Source organism: Streptococcus oralis (assembly GCF_003942875.1).
GTDB lineage: Bacteria > Bacillota > Bacilli > Lactobacillales > Streptococcaceae > Streptococcus > Streptococcus oralis_BX.
The window spans coordinates 93,298-109,027 of sequence record NZ_RMVK01000006.1; the positions used below are offsets into that span (position 1 = coordinate 93,298).

At 42.3% G+C, this 15,730-nt stretch carries 24 protein-coding genes; all 24 read left to right on the forward strand.

Annotated elements, in window-relative coordinates; translation table 11 throughout:
* The first annotated feature begins 1 nt into the window (after nt 1).
* The 24 genes from D8844_RS07685 (at nt 2) to D8844_RS07795 (ending at nt 15,696) form a co-directional block, all read left to right on the forward strand.
* Nucleotides 2-946 (forward strand): 3-oxoacyl-[acyl-carrier-protein] synthase III C-terminal domain-containing protein, encoded by a 945-nt coding sequence (locus tag D8844_RS07685; RefSeq protein WP_125423155.1) that lies wholly within the window; start codon nt 2-4, stop codon nt 944-946.
* A gap of 135 nt (nt 947-1,081) precedes the next feature.
* Complete coding sequence (cls, locus tag D8844_RS07690) at nt 1,082-2,614, forward strand: cardiolipin synthase (protein ID WP_125423158.1); 1,533 nt, start codon at nt 1,082-1,084, stop codon at nt 2,612-2,614.
* A 73-nt stretch (nt 2,615-2,687) separates the two neighbouring features.
* On the forward strand, nt 2,688-2,831 hold the full coding sequence (locus D8844_RS10405) for a hypothetical protein (protein ID WP_164497043.1): 144 nt from the start codon (nt 2,688-2,690) through the stop codon (nt 2,829-2,831).
* Between the two features lie 35 nt (nt 2,832-2,866).
* A complete protein-coding gene (locus tag D8844_RS07695) occupies nt 2,867-4,384 on the forward strand; it encodes a damage-inducible protein CinA (RefSeq protein WP_125423161.1) in 1,518 nt (505 codons plus the stop codon).
* Between the two features lie 129 nt (nt 4,385-4,513).
* Entirely contained in the window at nt 4,514-6,721 is a 2,208-nt protein-coding gene (gene nrdD / locus D8844_RS07700) for an anaerobic ribonucleoside-triphosphate reductase (RefSeq protein ID WP_185757679.1), read from the forward strand.
* 11 nt (nt 6,722-6,732) lie between these two features.
* A complete protein-coding gene (locus D8844_RS07705; RefSeq protein WP_000521625.1) occupies nt 6,733-6,873 on the forward strand; it encodes a hypothetical protein in 141 nt (46 codons plus the stop codon).
* A 44-nt stretch (nt 6,874-6,917) separates the two neighbouring features.
* Nucleotides 6,918-7,418 carry a GNAT family N-acetyltransferase gene (locus tag D8844_RS07710; protein ID WP_125423167.1) on the forward strand — a complete coding sequence of 167 codons (501 nt, stop codon included), beginning with the start codon at nt 6,918-6,920 and terminating at the stop codon, nt 7,416-7,418.
* Between the two features lie 4 nt (nt 7,419-7,422).
* Entirely contained in the window at nt 7,423-8,019 is a 597-nt protein-coding gene (nrdG, locus tag D8844_RS07715; RefSeq protein ID WP_000220160.1) for an anaerobic ribonucleoside-triphosphate reductase activating protein, read from the forward strand.
* On the forward strand, nt 8,016-8,642 hold the full coding sequence (locus D8844_RS07720) for a uridine kinase family protein (RefSeq protein WP_125423170.1): 627 nt from the start codon (nt 8,016-8,018) through the stop codon (nt 8,640-8,642). Before nrdG ends, D8844_RS07720 begins: the two co-directional genes overlap by 4 nt.
* Nucleotides 8,643-8,907: 265 nt before the next feature.
* On the forward strand, nt 8,908-9,216 hold the full coding sequence (rpsJ, locus tag D8844_RS07725) for a 30S ribosomal protein S10 (protein ID WP_001284513.1): 309 nt from the start codon (nt 8,908-8,910) through the stop codon (nt 9,214-9,216).
* Nucleotides 9,217-9,298: 82 nt separating this feature from the next.
* Nucleotides 9,299-9,925 (forward strand): 50S ribosomal protein L3, encoded by a 627-nt coding sequence (gene rplC, locus D8844_RS07730; protein WP_000160197.1) that lies wholly within the window; start codon nt 9,299-9,301, stop codon nt 9,923-9,925.
* Nucleotides 9,926-9,949: 24 nt separating this feature from the next.
* Nucleotides 9,950-10,573 carry a 50S ribosomal protein L4 gene (gene rplD, locus D8844_RS07735; RefSeq protein ID WP_000024537.1) on the forward strand — a complete coding sequence of 208 codons (624 nt, stop codon included), beginning with the start codon at nt 9,950-9,952 and terminating at the stop codon, nt 10,571-10,573.
* On the forward strand, nt 10,573-10,869 hold the full coding sequence (locus D8844_RS07740) for a 50S ribosomal protein L23 (protein WP_001055347.1): 297 nt from the start codon (nt 10,573-10,575) through the stop codon (nt 10,867-10,869). Before rplD ends, D8844_RS07740 begins: the two co-directional genes overlap by 1 nt.
* A gap of 17 nt (nt 10,870-10,886) precedes the next feature.
* Nucleotides 10,887-11,720, forward strand: a complete 834-nt coding sequence (rplB, locus tag D8844_RS07745; protein WP_000512910.1) for a 50S ribosomal protein L2 — start codon at nt 10,887-10,889, stop codon at nt 11,718-11,720.
* Nucleotides 11,721-11,823: 103 nt separating this feature from the next.
* Nucleotides 11,824-12,105: a 30S ribosomal protein S19 gene (gene rpsS / locus D8844_RS07750; protein WP_000533766.1), complete on the forward strand. Its 282-nt coding sequence runs from the start codon at nt 11,824-11,826 to the stop codon at nt 12,103-12,105.
* 11 nt (nt 12,106-12,116) lie between these two features.
* Nucleotides 12,117-12,461: a 50S ribosomal protein L22 gene (gene rplV / locus D8844_RS07755; RefSeq protein ID WP_000818137.1), complete on the forward strand. Its 345-nt coding sequence runs from the start codon at nt 12,117-12,119 to the stop codon at nt 12,459-12,461.
* Nucleotides 12,462-12,473: 12 nt separating this feature from the next.
* The gene (rpsC, locus tag D8844_RS07760) at nt 12,474-13,127 is read left to right on the forward strand and encodes a 30S ribosomal protein S3 (protein WP_000529936.1); all 654 of its coding nucleotides are present in this window, start codon (nt 12,474-12,476) and stop codon (nt 13,125-13,127) included.
* A gap of 3 nt (nt 13,128-13,130) precedes the next feature.
* On the forward strand, nt 13,131-13,544 hold the full coding sequence (rplP, locus tag D8844_RS07765) for a 50S ribosomal protein L16 (protein ID WP_000960948.1): 414 nt from the start codon (nt 13,131-13,133) through the stop codon (nt 13,542-13,544).
* A 9-nt stretch (nt 13,545-13,553) separates the two neighbouring features.
* On the forward strand, nt 13,554-13,760 hold the full coding sequence (gene rpmC, locus D8844_RS07770) for a 50S ribosomal protein L29 (RefSeq protein WP_000772918.1): 207 nt from the start codon (nt 13,554-13,556) through the stop codon (nt 13,758-13,760).
* Between the two features lie 24 nt (nt 13,761-13,784).
* A complete protein-coding gene (gene rpsQ / locus D8844_RS07775; protein WP_000440801.1) occupies nt 13,785-14,045 on the forward strand; it encodes a 30S ribosomal protein S17 in 261 nt (86 codons plus the stop codon).
* A gap of 25 nt (nt 14,046-14,070) precedes the next feature.
* Nucleotides 14,071-14,439: a 50S ribosomal protein L14 gene (rplN, locus tag D8844_RS07780; protein ID WP_000616545.1), complete on the forward strand. Its 369-nt coding sequence runs from the start codon at nt 14,071-14,073 to the stop codon at nt 14,437-14,439.
* Nucleotides 14,440-14,621: 182 nt separating this feature from the next.
* A complete protein-coding gene (gene rplX / locus D8844_RS07785; RefSeq protein WP_000497691.1) occupies nt 14,622-14,927 on the forward strand; it encodes a 50S ribosomal protein L24 in 306 nt (101 codons plus the stop codon).
* A gap of 23 nt (nt 14,928-14,950) precedes the next feature.
* Entirely contained in the window at nt 14,951-15,493 is a 543-nt protein-coding gene (rplE, locus tag D8844_RS07790) for a 50S ribosomal protein L5 (protein ID WP_000013542.1), read from the forward strand.
* 17 nt (nt 15,494-15,510) lie between these two features.
* The gene (locus D8844_RS07795; RefSeq protein ID WP_001085697.1) at nt 15,511-15,696 is read left to right on the forward strand and encodes a type Z 30S ribosomal protein S14; all 186 of its coding nucleotides are present in this window, start codon (nt 15,511-15,513) and stop codon (nt 15,694-15,696) included.
* Nucleotides 15,697-15,730 lie beyond the last annotated feature (34 nt).

Genomic DNA, 15,730 nt, shown 5'->3' on the forward strand with positions numbered 1-15,730 from the left:
AATGACAGAAGTAAAAAGACATGTAGAAATCGCAGGTTATGGTGTTTGCCTTCCCAAGCATACCGTTCAATTCAAAGACCAGACCCGTTATCGTGTAGTTGAAAATGAAGAAACGCAACTTGACTTGGCAGAAAGAGCTATCCAGCGTGCACTTGAACATGCAAATTTAGATATTAAAGATATCGATTGTCTTGTATCAGCTAGTGCAGTTGGTGTTCAGCCTATTCCTTGTACGGCTGCCTTGATTCATGAGCGCGTGGCAAAAGGACTCTCAATTCCAGCAATGGACATCAATACAACCTGTACCAGCTTTATTTCTGCTCTATCGACTATGTCCCACTTGATTGAGGCGGGCGAATACAATCGTGTTCTGATCGTGTCTAGTGAGGTTGGTAGTTTAGGGCTCAATCCCAAGCAAAAAGAAAGTTTTGAACTCTTTAGTGACGGGGCAGCAGCCTTTATTTTCCAAAAAAGTCATCAGGAAAAAGGGATCATTGCTAGTCTCCAACGTACTTGGTCAGAAGGAGCTCACGATACGGAGATTCGTGGAGGTCTGACTTCTTTTCAACCAAAAGAGTACTCTGAAGCGACTAAGACCAACTATATGTTTGACATGAAGGGGAAGAAAATCCTCCTCTTGTCTGCTCGTAAAATCCCAGTCATGTTTGAAGAGTTTCAAGAAAAAACACAGCTATCCTTGGCAGATGTGGACTATATCATTCCTCACCAAGCAAGTCGCGCCCTTCCTTTGGTTATGGAAAAACTAGGTGTGGCTGAGGATCAGTACCTCAATCTCGTCACTGACTATGGAAATATGGTGTCAGTCTCTGTACCGTTTGGATTGGCCTATTCATTGGACCATGGACTTATCAAGGAGGGAGATATCGTCTACCTTATGGGAACTGCTGCTGGTATGACGGTCAATATGTTGGCTCTGAAATTGTAATAATCATCTAAACACGGAACGACTGGAACTTGAGCAAGTGCAAAAGGTTGCCATCTACCCCTGAACTGAGGTATACTAGTAGAAAGATTAGTTTATCAAGCGGCGAGGGAGAATGTTAGAAAAGGAAGGGGATGTATGACAGCTAGAAAAATGCAGCTACTCATGTCCAAATATGGTTTTAGTATTACCATCATGTTGGCAGAGTTGTTTATCGTCTTTGGTTTATTTCTCTATCTAGGGCAGATGGCTCCAATTGTCTGGGTTATCCTAGTCATTTTAGTGAGCTTAGCGACCATTGTATCGATTGTGAATCGATCTATGAATCCTGAGAGTAAGGTAACATGGCTGTTAGTAGCCTTTGTGCCAGTTTTTGGCCCTTTGCTCTATATCATGTTTGGAGAACGTCGTTTATCTAAAAAAGAATTGAAGCAGCTAAAGCAGCTCCAATCAATGGTTGACCGAGAGGACAATAGCAGAGCTCTCCGTTTGGAGTTAAAAGAACAAGACAAGTCAGCTTACGGAGTTATCAAATCTCTCCTCAGCATGGACACGAATGCTGATGTCTATGATCGAACGGATACACAATTTTTTGCATCTGGTGAAAGCATGTGGCATCAGATGCTAGAGGATCTCAAGAAAGCAGAGAAGTTTATCTTTCTCGAATACTATATCATCGAAGAAGGTTTGATGTGGAACAGTATTTTAGAGATTTTGGAAGAAAAGGCTGCTCAAGGAGTAGAAGTTAAGCTCCTCTACGACGATATTGGATGTATGGCAACCTTGCCTGGGGATTATACCATCCAGCTTCGTAGCCGAGGGATTGAAGCCCATAAATTTAACAAGGTGATTCCACGTTTGACCGTTGCTTATAACAACCGTGATCACCGAAAAATCATGATTATCGATGGTCAAATTGCCTATACAGGTGGTATCAATCTGGCCGATGAGTATATCAACCATATCGAACGTTTTGGTTACTGGAAGGATAGCGGTATTCGGTTGGATGGTCCAGCAGTAAAGGCTTTTACCAGACTCTTTTTATCTGCCTGGTATATCAACCGTGGGGAGATTAGTGACTTTGACCAATACCATCTCGAAAATCAGCCCAAAGATGGGATGGGGCTCTGTATTCCCTATAGTAGTGGGCCAAAACCCATCTACAGAGCTCAAGTTGGAAAAACGGTCTATCAAAATCTTATCAATCAAGCTACAGACTATGTTTATATCACGACACCCTATCTGATTGCTGACTATGATCTCACCGAAAGTATCAAAAATGCAGCGTTGAGAGGGGTAGATGTGCGAATCGTGACGCCTTGTATCCCAGATAAGAAGGTCATCCAATTGGTTACTCGAGGAGCCTATCCAGACTTGTTATCTGCAGGGGTTCGTATTTATGAGTACAGTCCGGGATTCCTTCATAGCAAGCAAATGCTTGTCGATGGAGAGGCGGCTACTGTGGGGACCATCAATTTTGACTATCGTAGCTTGCTCCACCACTATGAAAATGCCGTCTTACTTTATAGAACGCAGTCCATCATCGATATTGAAAGGGACTTCGAAGAAATTTTTAAAGTTTCTCAAGAAATTTATCCTCACACCATCAAAACCAGCTGGTATCAAAGCCTAATCAAGGAAATTGTCCAGTTGTTTGCACCTATGCTCTAACTATCGACCAAGATCTAGCCCAAGGCTGGATCTTTTTTGTCTTCTTACGAATAGATAAGTAAAGGAGAAAACCATGCTTAATCTAGAAGATGATGATTTTATCAGAGAGTATAGTAATAGTCGATTTCATCGTTTTCGTGAAATCGAACGCTTTGCGTTATTGGATAAGAAATTCAGCAAATATCAATCCCAAGCTGACATTCCTGTAAGATTTTGATATACTAAAACAGATAAACTTAGAGGAGAAATTGAATGAACGTATACGGGAAAATAGATGAGAAACAAGAAGAATCTCATTACCAAGACTGGTCAGTGCCAGAAAAACGAGAAGGAGCTCCCATTCCCTTTTTTAGTATTTTGCTTTGGAGTTTAGTAGCCACAGCCATTTCGGTTGCCCTGCCTTTTATTTTTGGTTTAATCAGTCCGCAACAAAGTCAGGATCTTTATACCGGTTGGGCCTTGCATCAAAATGGTCAAATGTATACAGATTACTTTGGAACGAATGGATTGCTCTATTACTTGCTAACCTATCTTTCCCTAGGAAGTATTCTGCTTGCTTTGGTTGAGTGGTTGGCTTTGTTTGGAGCAGGTATTATTCTTTTTAAGGCTGCGGATACTCTTGTCGGTCAAGAAAAAGAAGCGAAGCGAGTTGTCTTTATTTTATACTTGCTTGTAGCAGGCCTCGCTTTTGGTGGCGGTTATGCTCTCTTGCTAGCTCTGCCTTTCCTATTTTATTCATTGAGTATCGTTACAAATTATCTAGCTTTTCCAAAGGACGACAAAGGATTTGTACGAGTGGGGATGAGCCTTGCACTTGCTTTCTTCCTTGCGCCAATCCCAACCGCCTTGTTTGCGGCTGTACTGGCCTTGGGTATTATCGGCTTTAATCTAGGCAAAGGTCACTTTGTTCATGGCCTATATCAGTTCTTTGCGTCAGCCCTAGGATTTTCACTCTTATTCTATCCTTTAGGCTACTATACAGTGTGGACAGGTAGTTTTGGAGATGCCATTAGCCAGACCTTGTATCCGGTAAATACTCTTAGCCTCTTTTCGAACTCGCATTTGCTTGAAAATGCAGCCTTCTATGGCTTGCTTGCTATTGGATTAGGTTTCCTTGGTTTGCTCTTTGCAGGCTTGTTCCAGTCAAAACCAGCCAAGCAATATGCCCTCTCAATTGCTGCTAGCTTGGGATTGTTGGTTTCTTTGGGAATCTTGATTCTCTCCAAAGAACCTATCAACGGTACTCGTCTTGTGGTGCTAATTCCTTTCTTGGTCTTGCTCCTTCTGACAGGAATCAAGGAAGATGTTTCTGAAGGAGGGAGTCGTCGTAGAAGAAGACGTGAGAAACAAACTTCTTTCCTTAAAGGAAATTTCTATCTACCACTGATTGCCCTTGCCTACCTTATTGCACTTCCTATCCTGAGTCGCTACCTTTCTCACCCAGCGGCTTATCAGGAGAGAGAACGTCTTGCCAGCGTGGTCAAACAACAAACGAGTTCTGAGGATCGTGTCTATGCTTGGGATGATCGTCCAGATTTCTACCGTGCAAGTGAACGCTTGGCGCCGACTTCTCTATCAACTCCAACACTCTATACTGCAAGCGACGAAAATAAAACCAAACTGATGAATGATCTGAAAGAGAATCAACCGAAGATGATTGTGGTCAATCAAAAAGTTGCCTTGTGGTCGGATGTAGAGAGCTGGCTCAGCGAAAAATATGAGCTTGTTCAGACAGATACTAGCGAGTTCAAACTTTATAAATCAAAATAACAAAAAATCAATATCTTGTGGAATTTTAAAAAATTTAGGATTTTTAACACAAGATATTGATTTTTATTTTTAGAGTGGTATAATACTGAATATAAACTATTCAACAATATTTTAGAAAAGAGCATGGATATGATTGTATTAGAAGAAAAGCTTGCAACCGTTCCCACCTTGTTCGTTGAAAAACGAGATGGTAGACGTGTGGTGTTTGATGTAGACAAGATTGACAAGGCTCTCCACAAGGCGGCGGAAAAGGTTATGGACGTTACGCCTCTAGTAGAAAAACGCCTAAATAGTCTAGTTGAAAGAATCGTGACTGAAATTCACAGTCGCTTCCCTCAAGGTGTCAAGATTTATGAAATTCAAAATGTCGTAGAACATGAACTCCTTGAAGCCAAAGAATATGCGCTGGCTGAGGAGTATATCACTTATCGGACACAGAGGGATTTTGAGCGCTCAAAAGCGACAGATATCAACTTTAGTATCCATAAACTTCTCAATAAAGACCAAGCAGTTGTCAATGAAAATGCCAATAAAGACAGTGATGTCTTCAACACCCAGCGTGATTTGACAGCAGGGATTGTTGGGAAATCAATCGGACTGCAAATGCTTCCTAAGCACGTAGCTAATGCTCACCAAAAAGGGGATATCCACTATCATGACTTGGACTACAGCCCCTACACTCCGATGACCAACTGCTGTTTGATTGATTTTAAAGGCATGTTGGAAAATGGTTTTAAGATTGGAAATGCAGAGGTAGAGAGTCCCAAGTCTATCCAGACTGCGACAGCTCAAATTTCACAAATCATCGCCAATGTTGCTTCTAGTCAGTACGGGGGCTGTTCAGCCGACCGTATCGATGAAGTCTTGGCGCCTTATGCAGAGAAGAATTACCAAAAACACCTCAAGGATGCGGAAGAATGGGTTTTGCCTGAGAAACGGGAAGATTACGCTTGGAAGAAAACTCAAAAAGATATCTATGATGCCATGCAATCTCTTGAGTATGAAATCAACACCCTCTTCACTTCAAATGGACAAACACCTTTTACTTCGCTCGGTTTTGGTCTGGGAACCAATCGTTTTGAGCGGGAAATTCAAAAAGCTATCCTGAACATCCGAATCAAGGGGCTTGGTTCAGAACACCGTACAGCTATCTTCCCTAAACTCATCTTTACGCTAAAAAGAGGACTCAACTTAGAGGAAGGTTCACCTAACTACGACATCAAACAGTTGGCCCTCGAGTGTGCAACCAAGCGGATGTACCCAGATGTCTTATCCTATGATAAGATTATCGAACTGACAGGCTCCTTCAAGGTTCCTATGGGTTGTCGTTCATTCCTCCAAGGCTGGACGGATGAGAATGGTGTTGAGGTCAATTCAGGTCGGATGAATCTAGGTGTTGTGACAGTCAATCTGCCTCGTATCGCCCTCGAGTCTGAAGGGGATCTGAATAAGTTCTGGGAAATTTTCAATGAACGTATGAACATCGCAGAAGATGCTTTGGTTTACCGTGTTGAACGGACCAAGGAAGCAACACCAGCGAATGCCCCAATCCTCTATCAGTACGGAGCCTTCGGTCGCCGTCTCGGAAAAGAAGAAAGTGTAGATCAACTCTTCAAGAATCGCCGTGCGACCATTTCGCTGGGCTACATCGGTTTGTATGAAGTGGCGACGGTCTTCTTTGGCAATAGCTGGGAAAGCAATCCTGAAGCCAAGGAATTCACGCTTGACATCATTCGTGACATGAAACGACGTGTAGAAGAGTGGTCAGATCAATATGATTACCATTTCTCTATCTACTCCACACCGTCTGAAAGTCTGACAGACCGCTTCTGTCGCTTGGATACAGAGAAGTTCGGCTCTATTCCGGATATCACCGATAAGGAATACTACACCAACTCGTTCCACTATGATGTCCGCAAAAATCCAACACCGTTTGAAAAATTAGACTTTGAGAAAGTTTATCCAGAAGCAGGTGCGTCAGGTGGTTTCATCCATTATTGTGAGTATCCAGTTCTTCAACAAAATCCTAAAGCCTTGGAAGCTGTTTGGGACTATGCCTATGACCGTGTCGGTTATCTAGGGACCAATACTCCGATTGATCGTTGCTACAAGTGCGACTTTGAAGGGGATTTTGAACCAACTGAGAGAGGATTTGCTTGTCCCAACTGTGGCAATAGCGACCCTAAAACAGTAGATGTGGTCAAACGTACGTGTGGTTATCTGGGAAATCCTCAAGCACGTCCGATGGTTAACGGACGCCACAAGGAAATCGCTGCGCGTGTCAAACACATGAACGGTTCAACTATTAAAACAGCAGGACATGAAGTAACAAATTAGAAGGAAATGGAATGGGGAAATACCAATTAGACGATAAGGGACGCGCACAAGTGACCCGTTATCACGAGAAACACTCGAAAGGTGGAACAGGTAAAAAAGAACGCTTGCTCAACCTCAGAGAACAGTTTTTAAACAAGAACAAGAAAAAATAAAAGTGAGAGTCTGCTCTCACTTTTCTCTTAGGTGGGAGGGGAATATGGAACTACGCAGACCGATATTGGCAGATAAAGAAACAGTTTTAGAGATGATGGCAGAGTTTGAACAGACTCAATCAGCCCACGATGGTGGGTTTTGGAACGCCAACAATTTTGTTTATGAAGAGTGGCTAGAAGAAAATCTTCAAGCGGAAGCGGGACTCAATATTCCTGAAAACTGGGTTCCTGCTATCCAGCTGGTTAGTTTTGACGTAGCAGGCCAGGCTCTTGGCTTTCTCAACCTTCGTCTCCGATTAAATGACTACTTACTAGAAAATGGGGGCCATATTGGCTACTCCATTCGTCCATCTGAAAGAGGCAAAGGTTATGCCAAAGAAGCCCTCAGACAAGGTCTGCAATTTGGCAAGGAAAAGAACATCAAAAAAGCACTTGTGACCTGCAGTGTGGAAAATCCGGCTAGCAGAGCCGTCATTTTAGCAAATGGAGGTCTTATTGAGGATGTTCGCAATGGCGTAGAACGTTACTGGATAGATTTGGAGTAGAAGGATGACATGGAATACACCAAAACCAGGTGAATGGAAAAGTGAGGAGCTTAGTAAAGGGCGAATCATTGATTACAAGGCTTTTAACTTTGTCGATGGAGAAGGTGTGCGAAACTCTCTCTATGTATCAGGTTGCATGTTTCACTGCGAGGGGTGCTATAATGTTGCGACTTGGTCTTTCAACGCAGGCATTCCCTATACGGCAGAATTAGAAGAACAAATCATGGTAGACCTTGCCCAGCCCTATGTTCAAGGCTTGACCTTACTGGGGGGAGAACCTTTTCTTAATACAGGTATCCTCTTACCTCTCGTTAAGCGAATTCGAAAGGAATTGCCAGACAAAGACATCTGGTCCTGGACGGGCTACACGTGGGAAGAAATGATGCTGGAGACTCCAGACAAATTGGAACTCTTGTCGCTGATTGACATCCTTGTCGATGGACGGTATGATAAAAGCAAGCGCAATCTTATGCTCCAGTTCCGAGGTTCCTCTAATCAACGTATCATTGATGTGCAAAAATCCCTCAAAAGTGGGCAAGTGGTGATTTGGGACAAGCTTAATGACGGAAAAGAAAGCTATGAGCAGGTGAAGAGAGAATGAAGAAAAAAGACCTGATAGAACAACTGGTTTCAGAGATCGTAACGGGAAGAGTTAGGACGCTAGGGATCTACGGCCATGGGGCTTCAGGCAAGTCAAGCTTCGCTCAGGAATTACATCAAGCCCTAGATTCTACTACAGTAAATTTACTAGAAACAGATCCCTATATCACCTCAGAACGTCACCTGGTAGTACCAAAGCAAGCGCCAGATCAAAAGGTGACAGCTTGTCTCCCAGTGGCGCATGAACTGGCAAGTTTACAGAGGGATATTCTCGCCTTGCAGGCAGGTATGGATGTCTTAACAATTGATGAACCGTGGAAGGCTAGCGAGGTCTTGTCTGGAGCCAAGCCGATTCTGATTGTTGAAGGGATGTCTGTGGGATTTCTACCCAAGGAACTCTTTGACAAAACTATCTGTTTCTACACGGATGAGGAGACCGAATTAAAGAGGCGCTTAGCTCGAGATACGACTATGAGAAATCGGGATGCATCTTTTGTATTGGCTAGCCATCAGATGAGACGGGAGCAGTATCTGCGATACTATAGAGAAACCGAGTCAAGGGCGGACATTCTAGTGGATCAATCAGACGATACATTCAAGGTTAAAATGACACACATTATATAGAAGAAAAGATTGATTTTTATAGATGTAAATCAGTAATCATAGGAAGATGAAATAGGAAAACAGTTTCATCCTAAAAAAACGAAAAAAAGCTCACAAATCCCTTGCAATCGCAGGGGCTTTGTGTTATTCTATTATGGTGCTGTAAATTACAGCCTTAGCTTTGATGCAAGAGGTTGCGACACGCTCGGTTGCATTGCCACGCAACGCGCGTCGGTTTTCTTGTGGAGCTAGCCTATTATCTTAAATAGACGAAAAGGAGAAAAAGATGGCAAACAAAAAAATCCGTATCCGTTTGAAAGCTTACGAACACCGTACGCTTGACACAGCGGCTGCAAAAATCGTAGAATCAGCTACTCGTACAGGTGCACAAGTTGCGGGTCCAATCCCACTTCCAACTGAGCGTAGCCTCTACACAATTATTCGTGCGACTCACAAATACAAAGACTCTCGCGAACAATTTGAAATGCGTACACACAAACGTTTGATCGATATCGTTAACCCAACTCAAAAAACAGTTGATGCGTTGATGAAATTGGATCTTCCAAGTGGTGTAAACGTAGAAATCAAACTTTAATCTAAAGCTTGATACCTTGAGCATAAAAAACGCTCGTTAAAAACTTTTTGAATAAAAAATATAGAAAAGGAACTATTTTCTCATGACAAAAGGAATCTTAGGGAAAAAAGTGGGAATGACTCAAATCTTCACTGAAGCTGGCGAATTGATCCCTGTAACAGTTATTGAAGCAACTCCAAACGTTGTTCTTCAAGTTAAAACTGTAGAAACAGACGGATATAACGCTATCCAAGTTGGTTTCGATGACAAACGTGAAGTATTGAGCAACAAACCTGCTAAAGGACATGTAGCGAAAGCTAACACGGCTCCTAAGCGCTTCATTCGTGAATTCAAAAACGTTGAAGGCTTGGAAGTTGGTGCTGAAATCACAGTTGAAACATTCGCAGCTGGAGACGTTGTTGACGTAACTGGTACTTCTAAAGGTAAAGGTTTCCAAGGTGTTATCAAACGCCACGGACAATCACGTGGACCAATGGCTCACGGTTCTCGTTACCACCGTCGTCCAGGTTCTATGGGACCTGTTGCACCTAACCGCGTATTCAAAGGTAAAAACCTTGCAGGACGTATGGGTGGCGACCGCGTAACAATTCAAAACCTTGAAGTTGTACAAGTTGTTCCAGAAAAGAACGTTATCCTTATCAAAGGTAACGTACCAGGTGCTAAGAAATCTCTTATCACTATCAAATCAGCAGTTAAAGCTGGTAAATAATAAAGAAAGGGGAAATCAGTCACAATGGCAAACGTAACATTATTTGACCAAACTGGTAAAGAAGCTGGCCAAGTTGTTCTTAACGATGCAGTATTTGGTATTGAACCAAATGAATCAGTTGTGTTTGATGTGATCATCAGCCAACGCGCAAGCCTTCGTCAAGGAACACACGCTGTTAAAAACCGCTCTGCAGTATCAGGTGGTGGACGCAAACCATGGCGTCAAAAAGGAACTGGACGTGCTCGTCAAGGTTCTATCCGCTCACCACAATGGCGTGGTGGTGGCGTTGTCTTCGGACCAACTCCACGTTCATACGGCTACAAACTTCCACAAAAAGTTCGTCGCCTAGCTCTTAAATCAGTTTACTCTGAAAAAGTTGCTGAAAACAAATTCGTAGCTGTAGACGCTCTTTCATTTACAGCTCCAAAAACTGCTGAATTTGCAAAAGTTCTTGCAGCATTGAGCATCGATTCTAAAGTTCTTGTTATCCTTGAAGAAGGAAATGAATTCGCAGCTCTTTCAGCTCGTAACCTTCCAAACGTGAAAGTTGCAACTGCTACAACTGCAAGTGTTCTTGACATCGCAAATAGCGACAAACTTCTTGTCACACAAGCAGCTATCTCTAAAATCGAGGAGGTTCTTGCATAATGAATTTGTATGATGTTATCAAAAAACCTGTTATCACTGAAAGCTCAATGGCTCAACTTGAAGCAGGAAAATATGTATTTGAAGTTGACACTCGTGCACACAAACTTTTGATCAAGCAAGCTGTTGAAGCTGCTTTCGAAGGTGTTAAAGTTGCCAACGTTAACACAATCAACGTAAAACCAAAAGCGAAACGTGTTGGACGTTACACTGGTTTTACTAACAAAACTAAAAAAGCTATCATCACACTTACAGCTGATTCAAAAGCAATCGAGTTGTTCGCTGCTGAAGCTGAATAATCTAAGGAGGAAATATCGTGGGAATTCGTGTTTATAAACCAACAACAAACGGTCGCCGTAATATGACTTCTTTGGATTTCGCTGAAATCACAACAAGCACTCCTGAAAAATCATTGCTTGTTGCTTTGAAGAGCAAGGCTGGTCGTAACAACAACGGTCGTATCACTGTTCGTCACCAAGGTGGTGGACACAAACGTTTCTACCGTTTGGTTGACTTCAAACGTAACAAAGACAACGTTGAAGCAGTTGTTAAAACTATTGAGTACGATCCAAACCGTTCTGCAAACATTGCTCTTGTACACTACACTGACGGTGTGAAGGCATACATCATCGCTCCAAAAGGTCTTGAAGTTGGTCAACGTATCGTTTCAGGTCCTGAAGCAGATATCAAAGTCGGAAACGCTCTTCCACTTGCTAACATCCCAGTTGGTACTTTGATCCACAACATCGAATTGAAACCAGGTCGTGGTGGAGAATTGGTACGTGCTGCTGGTGCTTCTGCCCAAGTATTGGGTCAAGAAGGTAAATACGTTCTTGTTCGTCTTCAATCTGGCGAAGTTCGTATGATTCTTGGAACTTGTCGTGCTACAGTTGGTGTTGTCGGAAACGAACAACATGGACTTGTAAACCTTGGTAAAGCAGGACGTAGCCGTTGGAAAGGTATCCGCCCAACAGTTCGTGGTTCTGTAATGAACCCTAACGATCACCCACACGGTGGTGGTGAAGGTAAAGCACCAGTTGGTCGTAAAGCGCCATCTACTCCATGGGGCAAACCTGCTCTTGGTCTTAAAACTCGTAACAAGAAAGCGAAATCTGACAAACTTATCGTTCGTCGTCGCAACGAGAAATAATAGTAAACTAGTCGCCTAAGCAACTAGGAAATCCGCCAGCTCGGTAGCGCTCCATGTGAGCGCAAGCCGCTGTGGTACAACATTTAAAGGAGAAAATATAAAAATGGGACGCAGTCTTAAAAAAGGACCTTTCGTCGATGAGCATTTGATGAAAAAAGTTGAAGCTCAAGCTAACGACGAAAAGAAAAAAGTTATCAAAACTTGGTCACGTCGTTCAACGATCTTCCCAAGTTTCATTGGTTACACTATTGCAGTTTATGACGGACGTAAACACGTACCTGTTTACATCCAAGAAGACATGGTAGGTCACAAACTTGGTGAATTTGCACCAACTCGTACTTACAAAGGTCACGCTGCAGACGACAAGAAAACACGTAGAAAATAAGGAGAACATAAATGGCAGAAATTACTTCAGCTAAAGCAATGGCTCGTACAGTACGTGTTTCACCTCGTAAATCACGTCTTGTTCTTGACAACATCCGTGGTAAAAGCGTAGCCGATGCTATTGCAATCTTGACATTCACACCAAACAAAGCTGCTGAAATCATCTTGAAAGTTTTGAATTCAGCTGTAGCTAACGCTGAAAACAACTTTGGTTTGGATAAAGCTAACTTGGTAGTATCTGAAGCATTCGCAAACGAAGGACCAACTATGAAACGTTTCCGTCCACGTGCGAAAGGTTCAGCTTCACCAATCAACAAACGTACAGCTCACATCACTGTGGCTGTTGCAGAAAAATAAGGAGGTAACATCGTGGGTCAAAAAGTACATCCAATTGGTATGCGTGTCGGCATCATCCGTGATTGGGATGCCAAATGGTATGCTGAAAAAGAATACGCGGATTACCTTCATGAAGATCTTGCAATCCGTAAATTCGTTCAAAAAGAATTGGCTGACGCAGCAGTTTCAACTATCGAAATTGAACGCGCAGTAAACAAAGTTAACGTTTCACTTCACACTGCTAAACCAGGTATGGTTATCGGTAAAGGTGGTGCTAACGTTGATGCACTCCGTGCAAAACTTAACAAATTGACTGGAAAACAAGTACACATCAACATCATCGAAATCAAACAACCTGATTTGGATGCTCACCTTGTAGGTGAAGGAATTGCTCGTCAATTGGAGCAACGTGTCGCTTTCCGTCGTGCACAAAAACAAGCAATCCAACGTGCAATGCGTGCTGGAGCTAAAGGAATTAAAACTCAAGTATCAGGTCGTTTAAACGGTGCAGATATCGCCCGTGCTGAAGGATACTCTGAAGGAACTGTTCCACTTCACACACTTCGTGCAGATATCGATTACGCTTGGGAAGAAGCAGATACTACATACGGTAAACTTGGTGTTAAAGTATGGATCTACCGTGGTGAAGTTCTTCCAGCTCGTAAAAACACTAAAGGAGGTAAATAACCAATGTTAGTACCTAAACGTGTTAAACACCGTCGTGAATTCCGTGGAAAAATGCGCGGTGAAGCAAAAGGTGGAAAAGAAGTAGCATTCGGTGAATACGGTCTTCAAGCTACAACTAGCCACTGGATCACTAACCGCCAAATCGAAGCTGCTCGTATCGCCATGACTCGTTACATGAAACGTGGTGGTAAAGTTTGGATTAAAATCTTCCCACACAAATCATACACTGCTAAAGCTATCGGTGTGCGTATGGGATCTGGTAAAGGGGCACCTGAAGGTTGGGTAGCACCAGTTAAACGTGGTAAAGTGATGTTTGAAGTTGCTGGTGTATCTGAAGAGATCGCTCGCGAAGCGCTTCGTCTTGCAAGCCACAAATTGCCAGTTAAATGTAAATTCGTAAAACGTGAAGCAGAATAAGGAGAAGGCATGAAACTTAATGAAGTAAAAGAATTTGTTAAAGAACTTCGTGGTCTTTCTCAAGAAGAACTCGCGAAGCGCGAAAACGAATTGAAAAAAGAATTGTTTGAACTTCGTTTCCAAGCTGCTACTGGTCAATTGGAACAAACAGCTCGCTTGAAAGAAGTTAAAAAACAAATCGCTCGTATCAAAACAGTTCAATCTGAAGCGAAATAATAGACTAGGGAAGGAGAAATTTCAATGGAACGCAATAATCGTAAAGTTCTTGTTGGACGTGTTGTATCTGACAAAATGGACAAGACAATCACAGTTGTAGTTGAAACAAAACGTAACCACCCAGTCTATGGTAAACGTATTAACTACTCTAAAAAATACAAAGCACATGATGAAAACAATGTTGCCAAAGAAGGCGATATCGTACGTATCATGGAAACTCGTCCGCTTTCAGCTACAAAACGTTTCCGTCTTGTAGAAGTTGTTGAAGAAGCGGTCATCATCTAATCAAACCTGAAAGGAGAAAACTGAAATGATTCAAACAGAAACTCGTTTGAAAGTCGCAGACAACAGCGGTGCGCGCGAAATCTTGACTATCAAAGTTCTTGGTGGTTCAGGACGTAAATTTGCAAACATCGGTGATGTTATTGTGGCATCTGTAAAACAAGCTACTCCTGGTGGTGCGGTTAAAAAAGGTGACGTTGTAAAAGCTGTTATCGTTCGTACTAAATCAGGTGCTCGTCGTGCTGATGGTTCATACATCAAATTTGACGAAAACGCAGCAGTTATCATCCGTGAAGATAAAACTCCTCGCGGAACACGTATCTTTGGCCCAGTTGCACGCGAATTGCGTGAAGGTGGCTTCATGAAGATCGTGTCACTTGCTCCAGAAGTACTTTAATTGATTGCTCAATGAAAATTAAAACAAGTCTAGGAAGTGAGACGAAAGCATAACTTAAGTTAGGTGAGTTGAAACTGACGAAGAATTGCTTTGATTTTCGCAGAGTAAAAACAAACAAACTAGTCCCCTAGCTTTGAGCTAGGGTGCCCTTATGGGCGTAAGAAAAATCAAGGAGAAACCTAATGTTTGTAAAAAAAGGCGACAAAGTTCGCGTAATCGCTGGTAAAGATAAGGGAACAGAAGCTGTTGTCCTTACTGCTCTTCCAAAAGTAAACAAAGTTATCGTTGAAGGTGTTAACATCGTTAAGAAACACCAACGTCCAACTAACGAGCTTCCTCAAGGTGGTATCATCGAGAAAGAAGCAGCTATTCACGTATCAAACGTTCAAGTATTGGACAAAAATGGTGTAGCTGGTCGTGTTGGTTACAAATTTGTAGACGGTAAAAAAGTTCGCTACAACAAAAAATCAGGCGAAGTGCTTGATTAATCACGAAGGAAAGGAGAAGTATAATGGCAAATCGTTTAAAAGAAAAATATCTTAATGAAGTAGTTCCTGCTTTGACAGAACAATTCAACTACTCATCAGTGATGGCTGTGCCTAAAGTAGATAAGATCGTTTTGAACATGGGTGTTGGTGAAGCTGTATCAAACGCTAAAAGTCTTGAAAAAGCTGCTGAAGAATTGGCACTTATCTCAGGTCAAAAACCACTTATCACTAAAGCTAAAAAATCAATCGCCGGCTTCCGTCTTCGTGAAGGTGTAGCGATCGGTGCAAAAGTTACCCTTCGTGGTGAACGTATGTACGAATTCTTGGACAAATTGGTTTCAGTTTCACTTCCACGTGTGCGTGACTTCCACGGTGTTCCAACAAAATCATTTGATGGACGCGGAAACTACACTCTTGGTGTGAAAGAACAATTGATCTTCCCAGAAATTAACTTTGATGACGTTGACAAAACTCGTGGTCTTGACATCGTTATCGTAACAACTGCTAACACTGACGAAGAGTCACGTGCATTGCTTACAGGCCTTGGAATGCCTTTTGCAAAATAATATAGGAGGTAAATCTAATGGCTAAAAAATCAATGATTGCTAAGAACAAACGTCCAGCGAAGTTCTCTACTCAAGCTTATACTCGTTGTGAAAAATGTGGTCGTCCACATTCAGTTTACCGCAAATTTAAACTTTGCCGTGTTTGCTTCCGTGAATTAGCTTACAAAGGACAAATTCCTGGTGTAACAAAAGCATCTTGGTAATATCATGATACAAAGAGCGTAACAACCACAGCAA